The 17,568-nt window shown below is 64.9% G+C and carries 18 protein-coding genes and 1 tRNA gene; 15 read left to right on the top strand and 4 right to left on the bottom strand.

Annotated elements, in window-relative coordinates; translation table 11 throughout:
• Positions 1–2: 2 nt before the first annotated feature.
• Both ASF98_RS08500 and ASF98_RS08495 read right to left on the bottom strand, forming a co-directional pair.
• Positions 3–713, bottom strand: a complete 711-nt coding sequence (locus tag ASF98_RS08500) for a response regulator (protein WP_055800212.1) — start codon at positions 711–713, stop codon at positions 3–5.
• Positions 710–2,341, bottom strand: coding sequence for a sensor histidine kinase (locus tag ASF98_RS08495; RefSeq protein ID WP_055800209.1), 1,632 nt, complete (start codon positions 2,339–2,341; stop codon positions 710–712). The genes ASF98_RS08500 and ASF98_RS08495 overlap by 4 nt, the downstream gene beginning before the upstream one ends.
• A 140-nt stretch (positions 2,342–2,481) precedes the next feature.
• Here ASF98_RS08495 and ASF98_RS08490 point away from each other — a divergent pair, with 140 nt between their 5' ends.
• The 10 genes from ASF98_RS08490 to ASF98_RS08445 all read left to right on the top strand — a co-directional run bounded on the left by ASF98_RS08490 (position 2,482) and on the right by ASF98_RS08445 (position 12,176).
• Positions 2,482–3,819 (top strand): cation:dicarboxylate symporter family transporter, encoded by a 1,338-nt coding sequence (locus ASF98_RS08490; RefSeq protein WP_055800208.1) that lies wholly within the window; start codon positions 2,482–2,484, stop codon positions 3,817–3,819.
• Positions 3,820–4,065: 246 nt separating this feature from the next.
• Positions 4,066–4,965, top strand: a complete 900-nt coding sequence (locus ASF98_RS08485; protein ID WP_043480364.1) for a ParA family protein — start codon at positions 4,066–4,068, stop codon at positions 4,963–4,965.
• A gap of 8 nt (positions 4,966–4,973) precedes the next feature.
• On the top strand, positions 4,974–5,825 hold the full coding sequence (locus ASF98_RS08480) for a segregation and condensation protein A (protein ID WP_055800205.1): 852 nt from the start codon (positions 4,974–4,976) through the stop codon (positions 5,823–5,825).
• Positions 5,822–6,505, top strand: a complete 684-nt coding sequence (gene scpB / locus ASF98_RS08475) for an SMC-Scp complex subunit ScpB (RefSeq protein ID WP_055800200.1) — start codon at positions 5,822–5,824, stop codon at positions 6,503–6,505. Before ASF98_RS08480 ends, scpB begins: the two co-directional genes overlap by 4 nt.
• Positions 6,506–6,614: 109 nt before the next feature.
• Positions 6,615–7,814, top strand: a complete 1,200-nt coding sequence (locus ASF98_RS08470; protein ID WP_055800197.1) for a pseudouridine synthase — start codon at positions 6,615–6,617, stop codon at positions 7,812–7,814.
• Positions 7,815–7,817: 3 nt separating this feature from the next.
• Positions 7,818–8,927 carry a prephenate dehydrogenase gene (locus tag ASF98_RS08465; RefSeq protein WP_055800195.1) on the top strand — a complete coding sequence of 370 codons (1,110 nt, stop codon included), beginning with the start codon at positions 7,818–7,820 and terminating at the stop codon, positions 8,925–8,927.
• On the top strand, positions 8,927–9,640 hold the full coding sequence (cmk, locus tag ASF98_RS08460) for a (d)CMP kinase (protein ID WP_028271702.1): 714 nt from the start codon (positions 8,927–8,929) through the stop codon (positions 9,638–9,640). Before ASF98_RS08465 ends, cmk begins: the two co-directional genes overlap by 1 nt.
• A 64-nt stretch (positions 9,641–9,704) precedes the next feature.
• Positions 9,705–10,388 (top strand): lysophospholipid acyltransferase family protein, encoded by a 684-nt coding sequence (locus ASF98_RS08455; RefSeq protein ID WP_055800265.1) that lies wholly within the window; start codon positions 9,705–9,707, stop codon positions 10,386–10,388.
• 10 nt (positions 10,389–10,398) lie between these two features.
• Positions 10,399–11,949 (top strand): ribosome biogenesis GTPase Der, encoded by a 1,551-nt coding sequence (gene der / locus ASF98_RS08450; RefSeq protein ID WP_055800193.1) that lies wholly within the window; start codon positions 10,399–10,401, stop codon positions 11,947–11,949.
• Between the two features lie 150 nt (positions 11,950–12,099).
• Positions 12,100–12,176 (top strand) — tRNA-Pro (locus tag ASF98_RS08445).
• Positions 12,177–12,275: 99 nt separating this feature from the next.
• On the opposite strand, the gene ASF98_RS08440 is transcribed toward ASF98_RS08445, so the two are convergent.
• On the bottom strand, positions 12,276–13,160 hold the full coding sequence (locus ASF98_RS08440) for an Fpg/Nei family DNA glycosylase (protein ID WP_055800190.1): 885 nt from the start codon (positions 13,158–13,160) through the stop codon (positions 12,276–12,278).
• A gap of 147 nt (positions 13,161–13,307) precedes the next feature.
• On the opposite strand from ASF98_RS08440, the gene gcvH reads away from it, so the two are divergent.
• From gcvH to ASF98_RS08415, 5 genes are all read left to right on the top strand, one after another.
• A complete protein-coding gene (gcvH, locus tag ASF98_RS08435) occupies positions 13,308–13,694 on the top strand; it encodes a glycine cleavage system protein GcvH (RefSeq protein WP_055800187.1) in 387 nt (128 codons plus the stop codon).
• Between the two features lie 135 nt (positions 13,695–13,829).
• Complete coding sequence (locus ASF98_RS08430) at positions 13,830–14,306, top strand: FHA domain-containing protein (RefSeq protein ID WP_055800185.1); 477 nt, start codon at positions 13,830–13,832, stop codon at positions 14,304–14,306.
• A gap of 23 nt (positions 14,307–14,329) precedes the next feature.
• Positions 14,330–15,046, top strand: coding sequence for a transcriptional regulator FtsR (gene ftsR, locus ASF98_RS08425; RefSeq protein WP_055800262.1), 717 nt, complete (start codon positions 14,330–14,332; stop codon positions 15,044–15,046).
• Complete coding sequence (locus tag ASF98_RS08420) at positions 15,046–15,549, top strand: bifunctional nuclease family protein (RefSeq protein WP_043480385.1); 504 nt, start codon at positions 15,046–15,048, stop codon at positions 15,547–15,549. The genes ftsR and ASF98_RS08420 overlap by 1 nt, the downstream gene beginning before the upstream one ends.
• Positions 15,550–15,789: 240 nt before the next feature.
• Positions 15,790–16,386, top strand: coding sequence for a MerR family transcriptional regulator (locus ASF98_RS08415; RefSeq protein WP_028271710.1), 597 nt, complete (start codon positions 15,790–15,792; stop codon positions 16,384–16,386).
• Positions 16,387–16,515: 129 nt separating this feature from the next.
• Here the strand turns inward: ASF98_RS08415 and ASF98_RS08410 are convergent, their stop codons facing one another.
• Positions 16,516–17,352, bottom strand: coding sequence for a ParA family protein (locus tag ASF98_RS08410; RefSeq protein ID WP_055800182.1), 837 nt, complete (start codon positions 17,350–17,352; stop codon positions 16,516–16,518).
• Positions 17,353–17,568 lie beyond the last annotated feature (216 nt).

Raw genomic sequence — 17,568 nt, 5'->3', positions numbered from 1 at the left:
AGTCAGCTCCGGTTCCAGCGGTACTCGTTCTCCGGCCTGCCCGGTGCGCCGTAGCGGGCTGTCCGGGAGACGGTACCGGCGTCCGCAAGGTACTCGAGGTAGCGCCGGGCAGTCACCCGCGACATCCCGAGCGCATCCATGACCTCCGTGGCCGAGACCGCCTCCGCCTGCTGCTTCATGAACTCCTGCACCGCGTCCAGGGTCGACGTCGACAGGCCCTTGGGCAGCGGCAGTTCGCTCGGCGCCCGTAGGCTCGCAAATGCCTGGTCCACGTCGCTCTGTGATGCTGCGGACCTGGTCCCGCCCGAGCCGGCGGCGAGCTGCTCGCGAAACTGCCGGTAACTGGCCAGCTTGTCCGCGAAAGTGGCGTAGGTGAAGGGCTTGATGAGGTACTGGACAACGCCGATGGACACGGCACTGCGCACGATGTTGAGCTCACGCACGGCTGTGATCGCGATGATGTCCGGGAGCAGTCCGGAGGCCCGCATCCGCCGGGCAATGTCCAGGCCGTGCAGATCCGGAAGGTTCATGTCCAGCAGTACGAGTTCAATCGGGTTGCCTGCCGCGGCGAATTCCGCCAGCAGGCGCAGCGCAGACTGGCCGTCCGGGGCCGTGCCTGCCAACGAAAAGCCGTTGAGTCGACCTACGTAGGCGCCGTGCGCTGCCGCGGCTACCGGCTCGTCCTCGACGACGAGGACGCGGATGTCGCTCATGATGTCTCCTTGGTGGTGCCCGCTGCAGGGAGGAATATGTGAAAATGCGCCCCGCGGGGATTCGTAATGGCCATCGTGCCGCCCAACCGGTGGACGGCCTGCCGGACCAGGGCCAGGCCCAGACCCCGGCCGTACTTGCCGGGGGCCTTAGTGCTGAAACCGTGCCGGAACACATCATCCACGGCATCGGGGTCGATTCCGCGGCCGGAGTCCTCCACTGTAATCTCAACGCCCCGGACTCCCGACTCCACTGACAGCTCGACCCACTTCGGTGCCGGGGCATCGGCCGCCGCGTCGATGGCGTTGTCCAGCAGGTTGCCAAGAATGGTCACCAGGTCCTGGACGGCCACCCCGGCCGTCCCCGCCGAGCTGTTCGCCTGCAGGCCCAGTTCAACACCGCGTTCGTGCGCCTCGGCGGCCTTGCCCATGAGGAGTGCGCTCAGCACCGGCTCTTCCATGGCACCCACCATCTCATCGGTAAGCTGCTGGCTGAGCTCCAGGTCCTTGGTGGCAAAATCCAGGGCCTCGTCGGGCCGGCCCAGTTCCATCAGCGACACGATGGTGTGCAGGCGGTTGGCGTGCTCATGGGTCTGGGCCCGCAGGGCGTCCGAAAGCGTGCGCATGGTTTCCAGTTCGCTGCCCAGGGACTCGATCTCCGTGCGGTCGCGGATGGTTGCCACGGTCCCGAAGACCGCCGGGCGCTGCCGGCCGGCCGATGACGCCGGTCCCACCGCCGGACCCTGGTTGATCACCAGCACGCGGGGACCGGCCAGATGGATTTCATCCTGAATTGTCCGGCCGGATTCGAACAGGTCTTTCAAACTGGGTGCCAGGGGGAGATCGCTGAGCAGGACGGCGTCGGCAGGATCGCCCCCGGAAGTCCGCGGGGCAAGCCCCAGGAGCTCCGCGGCCTGGTCGTTGTACATCACCACCCGCCCCTTGGGGTCGATCAGGATGACTCCTTCACGGACGGAGTGCAGCACGGACTCGTAGTAGGCGAACAGTTGGGCGAGCTGCTCGGGTCCCCAGCCCCGGGTGACATTGCGCAGGTACCGGCCCAGCAGCCAGGACGCCACTGAGCCGCCCACCAGGAGGGCGAAGGCGATGGCCAGCAGGGCCGGCAGGCGCCCTGAGATGGCAACATCCACCGTCCGCACTGTCACGCCTGCGGCCACGAGGGCCCTGACCTTCCCCGACTGGTCCTTGACGGGCGCAATCGTCCGCACCGAGGGCCCCAGCGTCCCGGCCGTGATTTCGGTGAACACCTGCCCGTTCAAGGCGGCATCTATGGATCCGATATACGGTTTGCCGAGTTCCTCGCTGCGCGGGTGCGTCCAGCGGGTCCGGTCCGGGGCCATGATCGTGATGAAATCCGCGTCTGCATCGTCCATGACGTCCAGGGCGTAGGGCTGCAGCACCGCGGACGGGTCGGCCGACCCGGCTGCCTGCAGGACCAGGGGATTGTCCGCGATGGCCGTGGCAATCCCGGACATCCGCCGTCCGGCTTCGTCGTATGCGTGGTCCCGGGCGTCGATGAAGGTGGCGGTGCCGACTGTTGCTGTCAGCGCGAGCATGAACAGCAGATGCGCCACGAACAGCCGGCGCGCAATGCTCCACTTGTGCCTCATTCCAACCTTCCACGACCAATATGAACGCAACGGTGAGCCAGGTCACGCGATGCCCAATGATGGATATCACACCGGACGGACGTGTAGAGCCCAGAGACTGTGCCGCAACGTCTTCCAGATTATCCATAAGGAGACACATCATGGCTTCTCAACGAGGAGAGTCAGCCGCGCCTGTCAAGGCAAAGCGCAAAGGACTCGACAAGTCGCACTACCTCTACATCGCCGTTATCGCCGCCGTGATCCTCGGCGCCGTGATCGGGCTCCTGTTCCCGGAGGTCGGCAAATCACTCAAGCCGCTGGGCGACGGATTCATCAAGCTGATCAAGATGATGATCGCTCCGGTGATCTTCTGCACCATCGTCCTGGGCATCGGCTCCATCGCGAAGGCTGCCACCGTCGGCAAGGTCGGCGGCCTGGCGCTGGGCTACTTCATCGTGATGTCCACCTTCGCGCTGGCCATCGGCCTCGTGGTGGGCAACCTCATCCACCCCGGTGAGGGCCTGAAGCTGACGCCGTACGATCCCACCAAGAAGGCCGCCACCGACAGCACGGTTGACTTCCTGCTGGGAATCATCCCGGGAGACATTCCGGTGCTGCCCACCCTGCTGGCAGCGATCCTTGTGGGCTTCGCCCTGCAGAAGATGGGCCCCCAGGGTGCCCCGATCCTCAAGGCCATCGGCCACGGCCAGGCACTGGTATTCCGCATCCTCATCATGGTCATGTGGCTGGCGCCCGTGGGTGCCTTCGGCGCCATCGCCGCCGTCGTCGGTGCCACCGGCTTCCAGGCAATCGTCAGCATGTTCACCCTGATGCTCGCCTTCTACATCACCTGCGCCCTGTTCATCGTGATCATCCTCGGCGGCCTGCTGCAGGTTGTGGCCGGCGTCAACATCTTCCGGCTCATGAAGTACCTTGCCCGCGAATACCTGTTGATCTTCTCCACGTCGTCTTCCGAAGCAGCCCTGCCGCGCCTCATTGCCAAGATGGAGCACCTGGGTGTCTCCAAGCCGGTTGTCGGCGTCACCGTACCCACGGGCTACTCCTTCAACCTTGACGGCACGGCCATCTACCTGACCATGGCGTCCCTCTTCGTGGCCAACGCCATGGGCACCCCGCTGGACCTTGGCGCCCAGGTCTCCCTGCTGGTCTTCATGATCATCGCTTCCAAGGGCGCTGCCGGCGTCACCGGCGCCGGCCTCGCCACCCTGGCCGCAGGCCTGCAGGCCCACAAGCCCGAACTGCTCGGCGGCGTCGGCATGATCGTCGGCATCGACCGCTTTATGTCTGAGGCCCGCGCCCTGACCAACTTCACGGGCAACGCCGTTGCCACGGTCCTGATCGGCACCTGGGTCAAGGAGATCGACGGCGGCCAGGTGGAGCGTGTCCTGTCCGGCGAAGAGCCCTTCGACGAGCAGACCATGATTGCCGGTCACCACACCGAGCAGGAAGCTCCGGCTCCCGTTCCCGCCCGAGCCTGAAGCACCGGCCCGGACCAACACCCCTAGCAACAAAGGAACCGCCCGTGCAGGATCATCCTGCACGGGCGGTTTTGTGTGCCGCCGGCATCAACCTTCGACCTTTACCAGAAGGTAAAGGCTCAGGCAAGGGCGCGTGTCAAGTTCCGTTGAATCACGGATGCGGCGCTGTAACCTTGGTGGGAAGAACCATAGGCGCTGAACTTTCAGCGGCAGGACATCAACGTCATCGAAAGTGTGGATAGATACGTGAGCAGCGAGCAGGGTTCAGCAACTCTGGAAGGCACCGAACTCGATCTGGAAGACGCCGTCATGGGTCCTACCGGGCGCCCCTACCGCGAATTTCCCGAGCCTGCGCCGCTGTCGTCCCACGGCCCCGCGCGTGTGATCGCGATGGTGAACCAGAAGGGCGGCGTCGGCAAAACGACCTCCACCATTAATCTGGCCGCCGCGCTCGCCGAATACGGCCGCCGTGTCCTGCTGGTCGATTTCGATCCCCAGGGCGCACTGTCCGCGGGCCTCGGAACCAATCCGCATGAACTGGACCTGACGGTCTACAACGTCCTGATGGACCGCAAGGTGGACATCCGGGACGCCATCCAGCACACCGGCGTCGAGAATGTCGACCTGCTGCCGGCGAACATCGACCTCTCCGCCGCGGAAGTGCAGCTCGTCAACGAAGTTGCACGCGAACAGGTGCTGGACCGGGCCCTGAAGAAGGTTGAGGACGAATACGATGTCGTCCTGATTGACTGCCAGCCCTCGCTGGGCCTGCTGACCGTCAACGCCCTCACGGCGGCCCACGGTGTCATCATTCCGCTGATCTGCGAGTTCTTTGCACTCCGGGCTGTGGCCCTGCTGGTGGAAACCATCGACAAGGTCCAGGACCGGCTGAACCCCAGGCTGCAGGTGGACGGGGTGCTGGCCACTATGTACGACGCCCGCACGCTGCACAGCCGCGAGGTCATCAGCAGGCTTGTGGAAGCGTTCGGAGACAAAGTCTTCGAGACCGTTATCAAGCGCTCCATCAAGTTTGCCGACGCCACGGTGGCCGCGGAACCCATCACCAGCTACGCCGCCAACCACATCGGTGCCGACGCTTACCGCCGCCTGGCCAAGGAGCTGATTTCGCGCGGCGGCGCGCCCTAGCCAAGGCCGTGGCACTGGCAGTCACCCCGCAAGCGGAGGCACCGAAAAAAGCCGGCTTCGAAGTGCGGCTCGCCAACTTCACCGGGCCCTTTGACCTGCTGCTCGGCCTAATCAGCAAACATCAGCTGGACATCACCGAAGTGGCCCTGGCCACGGTGACTGATGAATTCATCAAATACATCAGGAACCTCCAACAGCTGGGCGAGGAGTGGGCGCTTGACGAGGCCAGCGAATTCCTGGTCATTGCCGCCACGCTCCTGGACCTCAAAGCCGCCCGGCTCCTGCCGGCCGGCGAGGTCGAGGACGACGAGGATGTCGCACTGCTCGAAGCGCGGGACCTGCTGTTCGCCCGCCTGCTCCAATACAAAGCCTTCAAACACGTGGCCGGACTGATCAACACCACCCTGGAGTTGGAAGCCCGCAGCTTCCCCCGGCAGGTTGCCTTGGAAGCACAGTTCGCGGCACTGTTGCCCGAACTCGTCTGGCGGCACACGCCCGGGCAGTTTGCCGCCCTGGCGGAGGCCGCGCTGGTGCCTAAGGAAACGCCGCCGAGCGAAGTCGGCCTGGCGCACCTGCACGGCAGCGCCGTCAGCGTCAAGGAACAGGCCGAAATCCTTGGACTCAAGCTTCAGGCGGGAAGGCCGTTGTCGTTCCGGGCCCTCACTGCCGACGCCGAATCAACACTTGTTGTGGTTGCGCGCTTCCTGGCGCTCCTGGAAATGTTCCGGGACAAGGTGGTCGCTTTCGACCAGATCCTTCCCCTGGGGGACCTGACGGTGCACTGGACGGCGGGCCCCGACGACTGGACCAGCGAAAATCTGACCGAGGAATACAGCGAGCAATACGAGGAGGAGCCTTGAGCGACACGACGCCGGATCCGGCCGCCCAGGGGGAGGCAGACACGGGAGTGGATGTCGCCGAACTCCCCGGCGGCGCACACGCCGCCATCGAGGCAGTGCTGATGGTCATCGACCAGCCGGCCACCGCCGTCGAGCTGGCCGCAGGACTCAACTTGACGGTGGACGCCGTCGAGCAGCTGCTCGCGGAACTTCAGCGTGAGTATAACGGCTATACTGTTAATGCCCCGGACTCGGACGTTGCCACTGCTATCAACACTGTTGGCCACAAATCCAGACCCCGGGGTTTTGAATTGCGGAATATCGCCGGAGGCTGGCGCATCTATTCCCGTGCGGATTTCGCCGACGTCGTAGGCGGGTTCGTGCTGGAAGGACAGACAGCCAGGCTGACGCAGGCGGCGCTGGAAACGCTCGCCGTCATCGCTTACCGCCAGCCCGTATCAAGGGCCAGGGTGTCTGCAATTCGAGGAGTTAATGTTGACTCTGTCGTGCGGACGCTGATGCAGCGGGGACTGATCGAAGACTCGGGGACCGATCCCGAATCCGGAGCCATCCTCTACCGCACGACGTCGTATTTCCTGGAACGCATGGGAATCGGCTCGGTGGCTGAGTTGCCGCAGCTTTCACCCCATCTTCCGGGGCTTGAAGGCATCGAAGAGTTCTACGACGCCGGAAGAATGTAGGCACATTTACGCCTGCGCACGAGTATCCACCAGGGCGGACTTAATCCGCCCGGCTGGCTAGTGTTGTCGGGAGACAACCATCGCCGGCCACCATAACGAAGGACGGGTCATGACACAGGCGGGACGCCAGGGTTCACCACGTAACAGTTCGGCACGCAACAGTGCCGGACAAAACAAATCCGGACGCAATCCGGTACAGGGCGGTGCCAGCCGCGCAGGCGGCGCCGCCGGCTACAAGGGAGGCGGCGACCGCCCCTTCAAGCGCCCCAAGCCTCGCGAAGAGGCCTTCATCGATCCGGACCTGCAGGGTCCGGCCGGCGCGCCGGCAGACCGCCCGGCGGCCGGTGACTGGAAGCAGGGCAAACCTGCCGCCCGGAAGCCCGGTTCCCGCAAGCCCGGCGCCGGCAAGGAGCCCGGCACGCCCGGCGCCCTCAAGCCCAAGCCGCGATCCGCATCAGCCAAAACCTTCGGTACGCGCGCTTTCGGCGGCGAACGGTTCGGCCAGAACCTTGGCGCCGTCCGCAAGCCTTCGCGCAAGCGCGGACCCCGCGGCGATGTTCCGCAGTCCGAGATGCACGACGCCGACGGCATCCGCCTGCAGAAGGTCATGGCCTCAGCCGGCGTCGCTTCACGGCGTGTCTGCGAGGAAATGATCTCCGAAGGCCGCGTTGAAGTGGACGGCAAGGTTGTCACCGAGCTCGGCGTCCGCGTCGACCCGAAAACTGCAGTGATCCACGTTGACGGACTGCGCATCCAGCTGGATGAGAACATGGTCTACATGGTGTTCAACAAGCCCAAGGGCGTTGTGTCCACCATGGAGGATCCCGACGGCCGTCCGTGCATCAGCGACTTCGTCCGCAACACGCACGGCGAACGCCTCTTCCACGTGGGACGCCTCGACGTCGCCACCGAGGGGCTGCTGCTGCTGACGAACGACGGCGAACTCGCCAACCGTCTGACGCACCCGTCCTACGAGGTGCCCAAGACGTACCTGGTCCAGGTCCGCGGCCCGTTCCCGCAGGGAATCGGCGCGCAGCTCAAGGCCGGTGTTGAACTGGAGGACGGCTTCGCATCGGTGGACTCGTTCAAGCTGGTGGACTCCACACCGGGCCACGTGCTGATCGAGGTTGTGCTGCACTCCGGCAAGAACCGCATCGTGCGCCGCCTCTTCGATGCTGTCGGGTTCCCGGTACTCCGGCTCGTCCGTGTCAAGGTGGGCCCCATCGGCCTGGGAGACCAGCGCCAGGGGAGCATCCGCAACCTCGGCAAGCAGGAAGTCGGCCACCTGCTGGCATCCGTAGGGCTGTAGCTTATGTCTGCCTTTCATACCCACGGCCGCGGGCACCTGAACGGCCCGGTAGTGGTTATCGGAACCGGACTGCTGGGAACCAGCATCGGCCTCGGACTGCGGGGGCGCGGCGTGTCCGTGTTCCTGTCCGACCCGTCGCCCACCAACCAGGCTGTCGCCGTCGACATCGGTGCAGGCCTTCCGTTGTCGCGCCTTGGCGACGAGCAGCCGGAACTCGTTGTGGTGGCCGTGCCCCCGGACGTAACTGCGGACGTGGTGGAAAGCTCACTGGCCGACTACCCTGCCGCGACGGTGGTGGACATCGCCAGCGTCAAGGCCGGAATCCTGGCCGACCTTCGGGGACGCGGCGTGGACCTCGCCCGTTACGTGGGAACACATCCCATGGCCGGGCGGGAAAAGTCAGGACCCGTAGCGGCCCGCGGCGAGCTTTTTACCTCCATGCCGTGGGTGGTCTGCCCCTCCGGGGAAACGTCGCCCGGTGCGCTGCAGGCCGCCCGCGCCCTGGCGACTGACCTGGGCGCCGTGGTCACACAGTTCGGCGTCGAGGAACATGACCAGGCCGTGGCGCTCGTGTCGCATCTTCCCCAGGTCATGTCCTCGCTGGTGGCCAGCCGGCTGCAGGGTACGCCCATGCACGCGCTGTCCCTGGCCGGCAACGGCCTGCGCGACGTCACCCGGATCGCAGCCAGCGATCCCACGCTGTGGGTGCAGATCCTGGGCGCCAATGCGGGCCCGATGGTCGACATCCTGCACGGCGTGCGTGACGACCTGAACCGGCTGATCGGGACCCTCGAAGACCCGGCAGCCCCAGGCGCCCGCCTGGACCTGGCGCAGCTGATCAGCGAGGGCAACGCCGGGCAGTCCCGCATTCCGGGCAAGCACGGCGGACCCCCGCAGGCCTATTCCTGGCTGACCGTCCTGGTGGACGACAAGCCGGGACAGATTGCCCGCCTCCTGACGGAGATCGGCGAAATCGGGGTCAACCTTGAAGACCTGCGGCTGGATCATTCCTCCGGGCAGAATGTGGGCATGGTGGAACTGTCGGTTTTGCCCAACAAACATGATCTGCTCATCGAAGCACTCAACGACCGTGGATGGCGGGTACTGCAGTAATGACACAGGAACTCATCGATACCGTGCCCATGCTTCGCCAGGGCAGGCCGCTGGTCGTTGCCATCGACGGTCCGTCCGGGTCCGGAAAATCCAGCGTCAGCAGGGAAGTGGCACGGCGCCTCCGCCTTGCCTACCTGGACACAGGAGCCATGTACCGTGCGCTGACCTGGTACTGCCTGGACCAGGGCATCGACCTGACCGACGCAGCGGCCATCGAGCAGGCCTCCGAGGACCTTCCGCTGGACGTCAGCACCACACCGAACGAGGAATACGTCCGGGTCGGTGGAACGGACGTCACCGAGGCGATCCGGGAACCGGCCATCTCCTCGGCCGTCAGTGCCATCGCCACCACCCTCGGTGCGCGGAAGGAACTGGTGCGCCGGCAGCGTGAGCTGATCGAGGTCCACCACCGGCGCATAGTGGTGGAAGGACGCGACATCACCACCGTCGTCGCTCCCGGCGCGGAAGTCCGCATGCTGCTGACCGCCAGCGAGGAAGCCAGGCTCCGACGCCGGGGCGTCCAGCTGGGCGGAACGCAGAGCGCAGAGCAGCTGGCCGCCCAGGTCACGCAGCGCGACGCCAAGGACTCGACCGTGGTCAACTTCACCACGGCTGCGGACGGTGTGGTCACCCTGGATTCTTCGGATCTGGACTTCGACGGCACCGTTGACGCGGCCCTGGGCATCGTCAACAAGGTGTTGAACCGTGACTGACGCCGGCGGCCGCATTTCCCGGCCCCTTCCGGCGGCCTGTCGCGAACTTCCGGGTGCGTGGACCATGGCCTGGAGCCGGCCCGTCGGCTGGTTCCTGGACCACGTCGTCTACCGGACCACAATCCACGGCCGGCAGAACGTTCCAACCGGAGGTCCCGTGATCTTCGCAGCGAACCACATCAGTTTCCTTGACGGACCGGTGATGTTCGGCGCGTCACCGCGCCCCATGCACATCCTGGTCAAGAAGGAAATGTTCAAGGGCTTCCTGGGACGGGTGCTCACGGCCTCCGGCCAGCTGCCGGTTGACCGCTCCGGCGATCGCGCCGCCCTGCAGCTGGGCAAAAGAGCGCTCGACGCCGGCCGGTGCGTCGGTATCCTCCCCGAAGGAACACGGGGGAGCGGCGAGGCCTCCACCATTAACAACGGGGTCGCCTGGCTTGCGCTGAACTCCAGCGCGACGGTAGTCCCCGTTGCGATCCTGGGCACCAGGATCGCCGGCGAACATCTCGACGCCGTTCCGAGGCCCGGCCGGCGGCTGCACGTCAGCTTCGGCGAGGCCGTGGATATCGGGCGCAGGCCCGGCGAGACAGGGCGTGCTTCAATGGACAGGGCGGGAAATGAGATCCGCGCTGCCCTGGCACGGCATGTCCAGCAAACGGTACAACTCAGCGGGCAGCCTTTGCCCGGCGCGGATTCCCCGCAAGAACGTCATGAAGAAGTAGCCGGGACGCCGGCAGATCACCACTAAGGAAAGTGCAATGAGCGATACGACTCAAGCCTCCGGCAAATTTGGCGCCGGCGAAGACGAATACACGCCCACCGGCACGGACCAGGTGGCGGAGCATCTTGCTGCCCTGGACGATGACGAGGCAGAGCTTCGGGCCGCCTCCCTCCGGGCGGGCCTGGACGACTACGAACTGGACGAGGAAGACGCCGCCCTCCTGAGCGGCCACTACGACGACCAGGACTTCGACGGTCCGGTCAAGCTCGATCCGGTCCTCGCGATCATCGGCCGGCCCAACGTGGGCAAGTCCACCCTGGTGAACCGCATCCTCGGCCGCCGCGAAGCCGTGGTGGAAGACACCCCCGGCGTAACGCGTGACCGTGTGATGTACTCGGCCACCTGGAACGGCCGGAACTTCACAGTGGTCGACACCGGCGGCTGGGAGCACGATGCCCGCGGCATCCACGCACGCGTCGCCGAACAGGCCGAGATGGCAGTGGAACTCGCTGACGCCGTGCTGTTCGTCGTCGACTCCGCGGTCGGCGCCACCGCCACGGACGAAGCAGTCGTGAAGATGCTCCGGAAGTCCAAGAAGCCGGTCATCATGGTGGCCAACAAGGTGGATGACTTCGCCCAGGAAGCCGACTCGGCAACGCTCTGGGGCCTCGGCTTCGGCGAGCCGTACCCGGTCTCGGCGCTGCACGGCCGCGGTGTGGCCGACCTCCTTGACCACGTCATGGAGACTCTGCCCGAGTTCTCCACCATCGAAGGCCTGGAGCGCTCCGGCGGCCCGCGCCGCATCGCCCTGATCGGGCGTCCGAACGTGGGCAAGTCCTCGCTGCTGAACAAGCTGGCCGGTTCCGAGCGCGTTGTGGTGGACAACACCGCCGGCACCACCCGCGACCCGGTCGATGAGTTCATCGAACTCGGCGGCCGCACCTGGCGCTTCGTCGATACCGCGGGCATCCGCCGACGCCAGCACATGGCACAGGGCGCAGACTTCTACGCGTCGCTGCGCACGCAGAGCGCCCTCGAAAAGGCGGAGGTCGCCGTCGTGCTCCTTGCCGTGGACGAAGTGCTCAGCGAACAGGATGTCCGCATCCTGCAGCTGGCCATCGAATCCGGCCGCGCGCTGGTTCTCGCGTTCAACAAATGGGACCTATTGGACGACGAACGCCGCACCTACCTGGAGCGCGAAATCGAGCAGGACCTGGCGCACGTGGCCTGGGCGCCGCGCGTCAACATTTCCGCGCTGACCGGCTGGCACAAGGACCGGCTGGTTCCGGCGCTGGACACGGCACTGGAAAGCTGGGACAAGCGCATCCCCACCGGACGCCTGAACGCGTTCCTGGGCGAACTGGTGGCCGCGCACCCGCACCCGGTCCGCGGCGGCAAGCAACCCCGCATCCTCTTCGGCACCCAGGCCTCCAGCCGTCCGCCGAAATTTGTGCTGTTCACCACCGGGTTCCTGGACCCCGGATACCGCCGGTTCATCACCAGGCGCCTCCGCGAAACCTTCGGTTTCGAGGGAACACCCATTGAGGTCAACATGCGTGTCCGTGAAAAGCGCGGCAAGAAGCGTTAATTACGACACACCTCGCTTGTGACACCCGCAAAGTGTCACTTGCACCCTCCGGAATCGTGTAAGCTTTTGGAGGTGGTTCGGCCGGACTGCTGAGGTAAAAATCCCGGGGTAACCCAGGAGGACAACCGAGGCGGAGAACGGCGGAACTAACGGGCTGTAGCGCAGCTTGGTAGCGCACTTGACTGGGGGTCAAGGGGTCGCAGGTTCAAATCCTGTCAGCCCGACCAGCAAGAATAACCGCTCCGTATCCGGGAAGTATCCCGGGAACGGGGCGGTTTTTCTTTGTGCCGGCTCCCACGGTATTTGTCTCAGGTTTTTGTCGGCCGCTATTTCAGGAAGCGTGACGTGCGCCGGTCCGCCAGGATCTTGCCGCCCGTCTGACAGGTAGCGCAGTACTGCAGCGCCCGGTCGGCAAATGACACTTCCCGGACGGTGTCCCCGCAGACGGGGCACTCCTGGCCGGTCCGGCCGTGGACGCGCATGGTGCTCCGCTTTGCGTCCTTCAGTTCGTTCGGCTGCTTGCCTACGGCCTCTGTGACTGCTGCGACCAGAACACTGTGGATGGAGTCGTAGAGAACGCGGACGGCCTCCGGGTCCAGGGACTTCGCGATGGCGAAGGGGGAGATCCGGGCTGCGTGCAGGATTTCGTCGCTGTAGGCGTTGCCGATCCCGGCGATTACCCCTTGATTCCGTAACAGTCCCTTAATCTGCTGGGTACTCGAGGCAAGAATTTCGGCGAAGACGTCGAGGCTGAACGAGGCGTCCAGCGGATCAGGGCCCAGGGTGGCGATGCCGGGAATCTCTTCCGGATCCCTGACCACATAGAGGGCGAGGCTCTTCTTTGTGCCTGCCTCGGTCAGGTCAATTCCGAGATGGGTTTCGCCGCCGCCGGCATCCGGCCGGACGAACTCCAGCCTCGCGGCGATATATCCCTTGCCCCGCGCCAGCACGGCGTTCGACGGCGATTCCGTGTACCGCAGCCAACCGGCCTTGGCCAGGTGGAACGCAAGGAAGATCCCGTCCGTGGCCAGGATAATGAACTTTCCCCGGCGCTCGACGCCGGAGACGGTGCGGCCCTCCACCGCCGTATACGGCGGGTCTGCCGTCTTGAGGACTGCGAAGGACACCACCTGGATTTTTGTCAGCACGGCTCCACGAAGCCGGGCGCCCAGGAAAGCGCTCAGCCCGGCCACTTCGGGAAGTTCTGGCATGTCACTACTGTGCCACAAGGGTCCGACCCGGTACTCCCTGTGGTGGATGTTGGTATGCATATACTTTCAGCGGCGGCTTGTTCTGCAGACCTCCGTTGACATTGCTGATTGACCAACATTCCTGGTTGACCCGATGAAAGGCCCCTGATGAGCAATATTCCCGAAGACCTGTCCTACACTGCCGAACACGAGTGGGTGACCGCCCCCAACGCCGACGGCGTGGTGCGGGTGGGCATCACTGATTTTGCCCAGGACGCCCTGGGCGACGTTGTGTACGCGCAGATGCCCGAAGTCGGCACCAAGGTGACGGCAAACGACGTCGTGGGCGAGGTTGAGTCAACCAAGAGCGTCAGCGACATTTACGCTCCGGTGAGCGGTGAAGTCGTCGCCAGGAACGAAGCGCTGGACACCGATTCGGCGCTCATTAACAGCGATCCGTACGGCGAGGGCTGGCTGATAGAGGTCAAGCTCGCAGAGGCCGACGCTGTGGAGTCCCTGCTCAGTGCATCGGAGTACGAACAACAGGTAGGCTAAAGATAACCGGCTTGGAGGTCCGGCTGTTGAGGGATTGACAGCCGGACGACACGCCGTAGTACCGGATCTGCCAGGCTTTTCCGGAGGGCACGCGTTGTTTGCAGGGGGACATCTGCAACGGAAGAGGAGGACTCCATGGTTGGTCACGAAAATAGCCACAGCAGTGATGATTACGGCACGGGCGGAGTGAAGGCTTCGGAGACCACCTCGATCCACCTCACGCCAATCCGTGACGAGCCGACCATCGCGCGCAAGCTCGCTCCGGAGGAGCGGGTGGCCGTTGAAGCCCTTCCGTTCGGTTCGGCGCTCCTGGTGGCGCACAGCGGCCCCAACGCCGGCGCACGATTCCTGCTGGACTCCGACGTCACCACCGCCGGGAGGCACCCGGACGCGGACATCTTCCTGGACGACGTCACAGTATCCCGCCGCCACGTCGAATTCCGCCGGACAGCGCGAAGCTTCGAAGTCGTTGATACGGGCAGCCTCAATGGAACCTACGTCAACCACGACCGCGTGGACAGTGTGGAACTCAAATCGGGTAATGAAGTCCAGATCGGCAAGTTCCGTCTCACTTTCTACCTCAGCCCTGCCCGCGCAGCAGGCAACGTCTGATCCCGGGGTAGTTGCCTGTGGCACTGGCACAACCGGAACGGCGCGGACCCCAGGTCCTGAACATCGGGGAAGTACTCGCGCAGCTGAGCGACGACTTTCCCGGAATGACTGCGTCCAAAATCAGGTTCCTTGAAGAAAAAGGCCTGATCAACCCGCAACGCACACCCGCCGGCTACCGGCAGTATGCGGACACGGATGTTGAGCGGCTCCGATTCGTGCTGGCACTCCAGCGCGACCAGTACCTTCCGCTGAAGGTCATCAAGGACTACCTCGACGCAATCGACCGCGGCGAACGCCCGGAGAACCTTCCGCCCGGCGTCACAGTGTCCCCGCGTATCGTCTCGGACGAGCTCGCCAGCGAGCTCCAAAACAAGGTTCGACGGCTGAGCGAGGATCAACTCCGGGCCGAGTCCGGCGCCAGCGTATCGCTCCTGCGCTCCCTCCTCGAATTCGGCCTCATCGGCCACGTCCATGGCAAGTTCGATGAACACGCCCTGCAGGTGGCCCGCGCATGCGTCCAGCTGGAAAGCCACGGCCTCGAACCGCGCCACTTGCGGCCCTTCCAGGCCGCCGCGGAGCGGGAGTTCGGACTGGTGGAGCGTGCCGTCGCGCCGCTGACCTCCCGCAAGGACGCTGCATCCCACGCCCGTGCTGCCGAAGCAGCCCGGGAAATCAGTGATCTCTGCCTGACGCTGCACCGCGCCCTGGTGCAGGACCGTATATCGCGAATGGATATCTGATGATTGAAGTCGAGATCGTGGGTGTGAGGATCGAACTGCCGTCCAACCAGCCGCTGGTGCTGCTGCGCGAAATCCACGGCGAACGGCACGTGCCCATCTGGATTGGCACCCCGGAAGCCAGCGCCATTGCCTTGGCCCAGCAGGGTGTGGTGCCGCCGCGGCCCATGACGCACGACCTCCTGATCGACGTCGTCGAATCGCTGGGCCACTCCATCGTCAGCGTGAACATCGTCGCCGTCGAAGACAACATCTTCTACGGACAGCTGCAGTTTGAAAACGGCACCACCGTCAGCTCCAGGGCTTCGGACGCCCTTGCCCTGGCGCTGCGTGCCAAGTGCCGCATCTGGTGCGCCGATTCGGTGATGGACGAGGCCGGGGTCCGGATCACCGAGCACGATGAAGGTGAAGACACGGAGCCGGGTCCCACCGTGGATGAGGAGCGCGAACTGCGGCGCTTCCGGGAGTTCCTGGACGACGTGGAGCCGGAAGACTTCGACGGCTGAGATCACGTTAAGGTTAAAGTTGAGGATGAAACTTTCGACACGCCCCCGAAATGGGGCCAGCCTCTTTGACCTTGGGGCGCGTCGGGCCTAACGTCGAAGTATCAAGTTCCCATTGCATACAACAGCCGCGCAAGTCACACTGGAATGTGCAGCCCCGGCTGAATTACACGGATGAATTTCAGATCTGTGTTCGCTGTTGCTGCGACTTCCCTAGGGGAGCATATGACGAGGAGGATCCACGTGAGTCCGAAAGGCGAAGCGGGCGAGCTAAAGCAGGCGTCAACGGCTGGCGTAGCGCTGCCTGCGAGCGGTGCTCAGGGCCTCCTCTTCACGGAGGACCTCCCCGTCCTGGACGAAGACGCGGGCTACCGCGGACCCACCGCCTGCAAGGCCGCGGGCATCACCTACCGCCAGCTCGACTACTGGGCCCGCACGGGCCTCGTTGAGCCTGCCGTGCGGGGAGCCGCCGGTTCCGGCTCGCAGCGGCTCTATGGCTTCCGCGACATCCTGGTGCTGAAAGTGGTCAAGCGGCTGCTGGACACCGGAGTATCACTGCAGCAGATCCGCTCCGCCGTGGAGCATCTGCGGGAACGCGGCGTTGAGGACCTCGCCCAGATCACCCTCATGAGCGACGGGGCGAGCGTTTACGAGTGCACGTCTGCCGATGAGGTCATTGATCTGGTGCAGGGCGGCCAGGGCGTCTTCGGGATCGCCGTCGGCCGGGTGTGGCGTGAAGTGGAAGGCAGCCTCGCGGCGCTTCCCAGCGAGCACGTCGTCGAGCAGTCCTTTCCGGATGACGAGCTCAGCAAGCGCCGGGCAGCCCGCAAGACCGGCTGAGGCCGTACCTGACGATTAGAGCCAAATAGAATGGCCGCCTTCCTTCGGGAAGGCGGCCATTCTTTGTTTAGTTCTTTAGGTGTTCAGTCAGCCCGCGTGCCGGCTTCGCGGGCGTTCCGGGGTGAGCCGCTACCGAAGGCTGCGTTCCCGGAGAGCTGCAGCCGAATCCGCGCCGTTGGAGGCCAGGAGGTTGTCGAGAAGCGTGTTGAAGAGGCTGGCCGCATTTTTCGCGGAATCGCCCGGCCAGTGGTGCACGGAATGCGCCGCACCCTGGATCTGCTGCCAGTTTGCCTGCTCCGGAATGTGCGGGGTCAACAGCAGTTCACCGAACATCGACTGCATCTCGGCCAGCCGGAAGGCGTGCTCGGACGAACCCGAGCGGACGCGGTTCGCAATGATGCCTGCGGGGGAGAGGTTCGGGGCGAACTCCTGGCGGAACAGCTGGATGGCGCGCATGGTGCGCTCCGTGCCGGCCACCGAGAAGAGGCCCGGTTCGGCGACGAGAGCCACTTTGTCGCTGGCGGACCACGCCATCCGGGTCAGTCCGTTCAGCGACGGCGGGCAGTCAACCAGGATCAGCTGGTACTTGTCCGTGCCTGCCAGGACTGCCGAGAGCCTGCGCAGGTCGCGGCGGCCCAGGTCCGGGCGGTCGTAAATGCCCGTATATGCGGAGCCCACTGCGACGTCCAGGACGGCGGGCCGGGCTCCGTTATAGTTTTCCCGGGCCACCCAGCTGCTGGTGACCACGTTCTCCGAAAGGCGGGCGCGGCGGGGACTCTTGAGCATCCTGCCGATGTCCAGCTGGTCATCCGGCTGGACGCCCAGTGCCGTGCTGGCATCCGCATGCGGATCAAGGTCCACCACAAGGGTGGGGATGCCGGCGGCCAGGGCCGCAGATGCCAATCCGGTGGTCACGGAAGTTTTGCCGACCCCGCCTTTGAGGCTGCTGATGCTGACTACTTGCACTTGAAAAACCAATACCTAACGCCGGTTGCCGTGTTGGGGTAGTGCCGGCTCCGGCTCCCCGGAGCGGAGGGCGCGCGTAAGCGCCCCCGACTCATCATATGTTGCCGAGGTGTTGAATCCCGTTTCATCGGGCGGGTGTGCGGCGGATCCCACGTGCGTGGGGGGGACCGTTGCCGGTTTGGCCTGCCTAAACCGGCCTGCATGACGGATAATTCT

Origin of the sequence: Arthrobacter sp. Leaf337, from assembly GCF_001423745.1 — a bacterium.
In the GTDB taxonomy this organism is placed as follows: Bacteria; Actinomycetota; Actinomycetes; order Actinomycetales; family Micrococcaceae; genus Arthrobacter.
This window is presented reverse-complemented; position numbering and strand designations above follow the sequence as displayed.

Excerpts from the sequence above, each read along its gene's own strand:
- ASF98_RS08420 (WP_043480385.1), top strand. The coding sequence starts at position 15,046 with ATGATTGAAGTCGAGATCGTGGGTGTGAGGATCGAACTGCCGTCCAAC.
- cmk (WP_028271702.1), top strand. The coding sequence starts at position 8,927 with ATGACACAGGAACTCATCGATACCGTGCCCATGCTTCGCCAGGGCAGG.
- ASF98_RS08500 (WP_055800212.1), bottom strand. The coding sequence starts at position 713 with ATGAGCGACATCCGCGTCCTCGTCGTCGAGGACGAGCCGGTAGCCGCG.
- ASF98_RS08465 (WP_055800195.1), top strand. The coding sequence starts at position 7,818 with ATGTCTGCCTTTCATACCCACGGCCGCGGGCACCTGAACGGCCCGGTA.
- ASF98_RS08430 (WP_055800185.1), top strand. The coding sequence starts at position 13,830 with ATGGTTGGTCACGAAAATAGCCACAGCAGTGATGATTACGGCACGGGC.
- ASF98_RS08455 (WP_055800265.1), top strand. The coding sequence starts at position 9,705 with ATGGCCTGGAGCCGGCCCGTCGGCTGGTTCCTGGACCACGTCGTCTAC.
- ASF98_RS08495 (WP_055800209.1), bottom strand. The coding sequence starts at position 2,341 with ATGAGGCACAAGTGGAGCATTGCGCGCCGGCTGTTCGTGGCGCATCTG.
- ASF98_RS08490 (WP_055800208.1), top strand. The coding sequence starts at position 2,482 with ATGGCTTCTCAACGAGGAGAGTCAGCCGCGCCTGTCAAGGCAAAGCGC.
- ASF98_RS08470 (WP_055800197.1), top strand. The coding sequence starts at position 6,615 with ATGACACAGGCGGGACGCCAGGGTTCACCACGTAACAGTTCGGCACGC.
- gcvH (WP_055800187.1), top strand. The coding sequence starts at position 13,308 with ATGAGCAATATTCCCGAAGACCTGTCCTACACTGCCGAACACGAGTGG.
- der (WP_055800193.1), top strand. The coding sequence starts at position 10,399 with ATGAGCGATACGACTCAAGCCTCCGGCAAATTTGGCGCCGGCGAAGAC.
- ASF98_RS08440 (WP_055800190.1), bottom strand. The coding sequence starts at position 13,160 with ATGCCAGAACTTCCCGAAGTGGCCGGGCTGAGCGCTTTCCTGGGCGCC.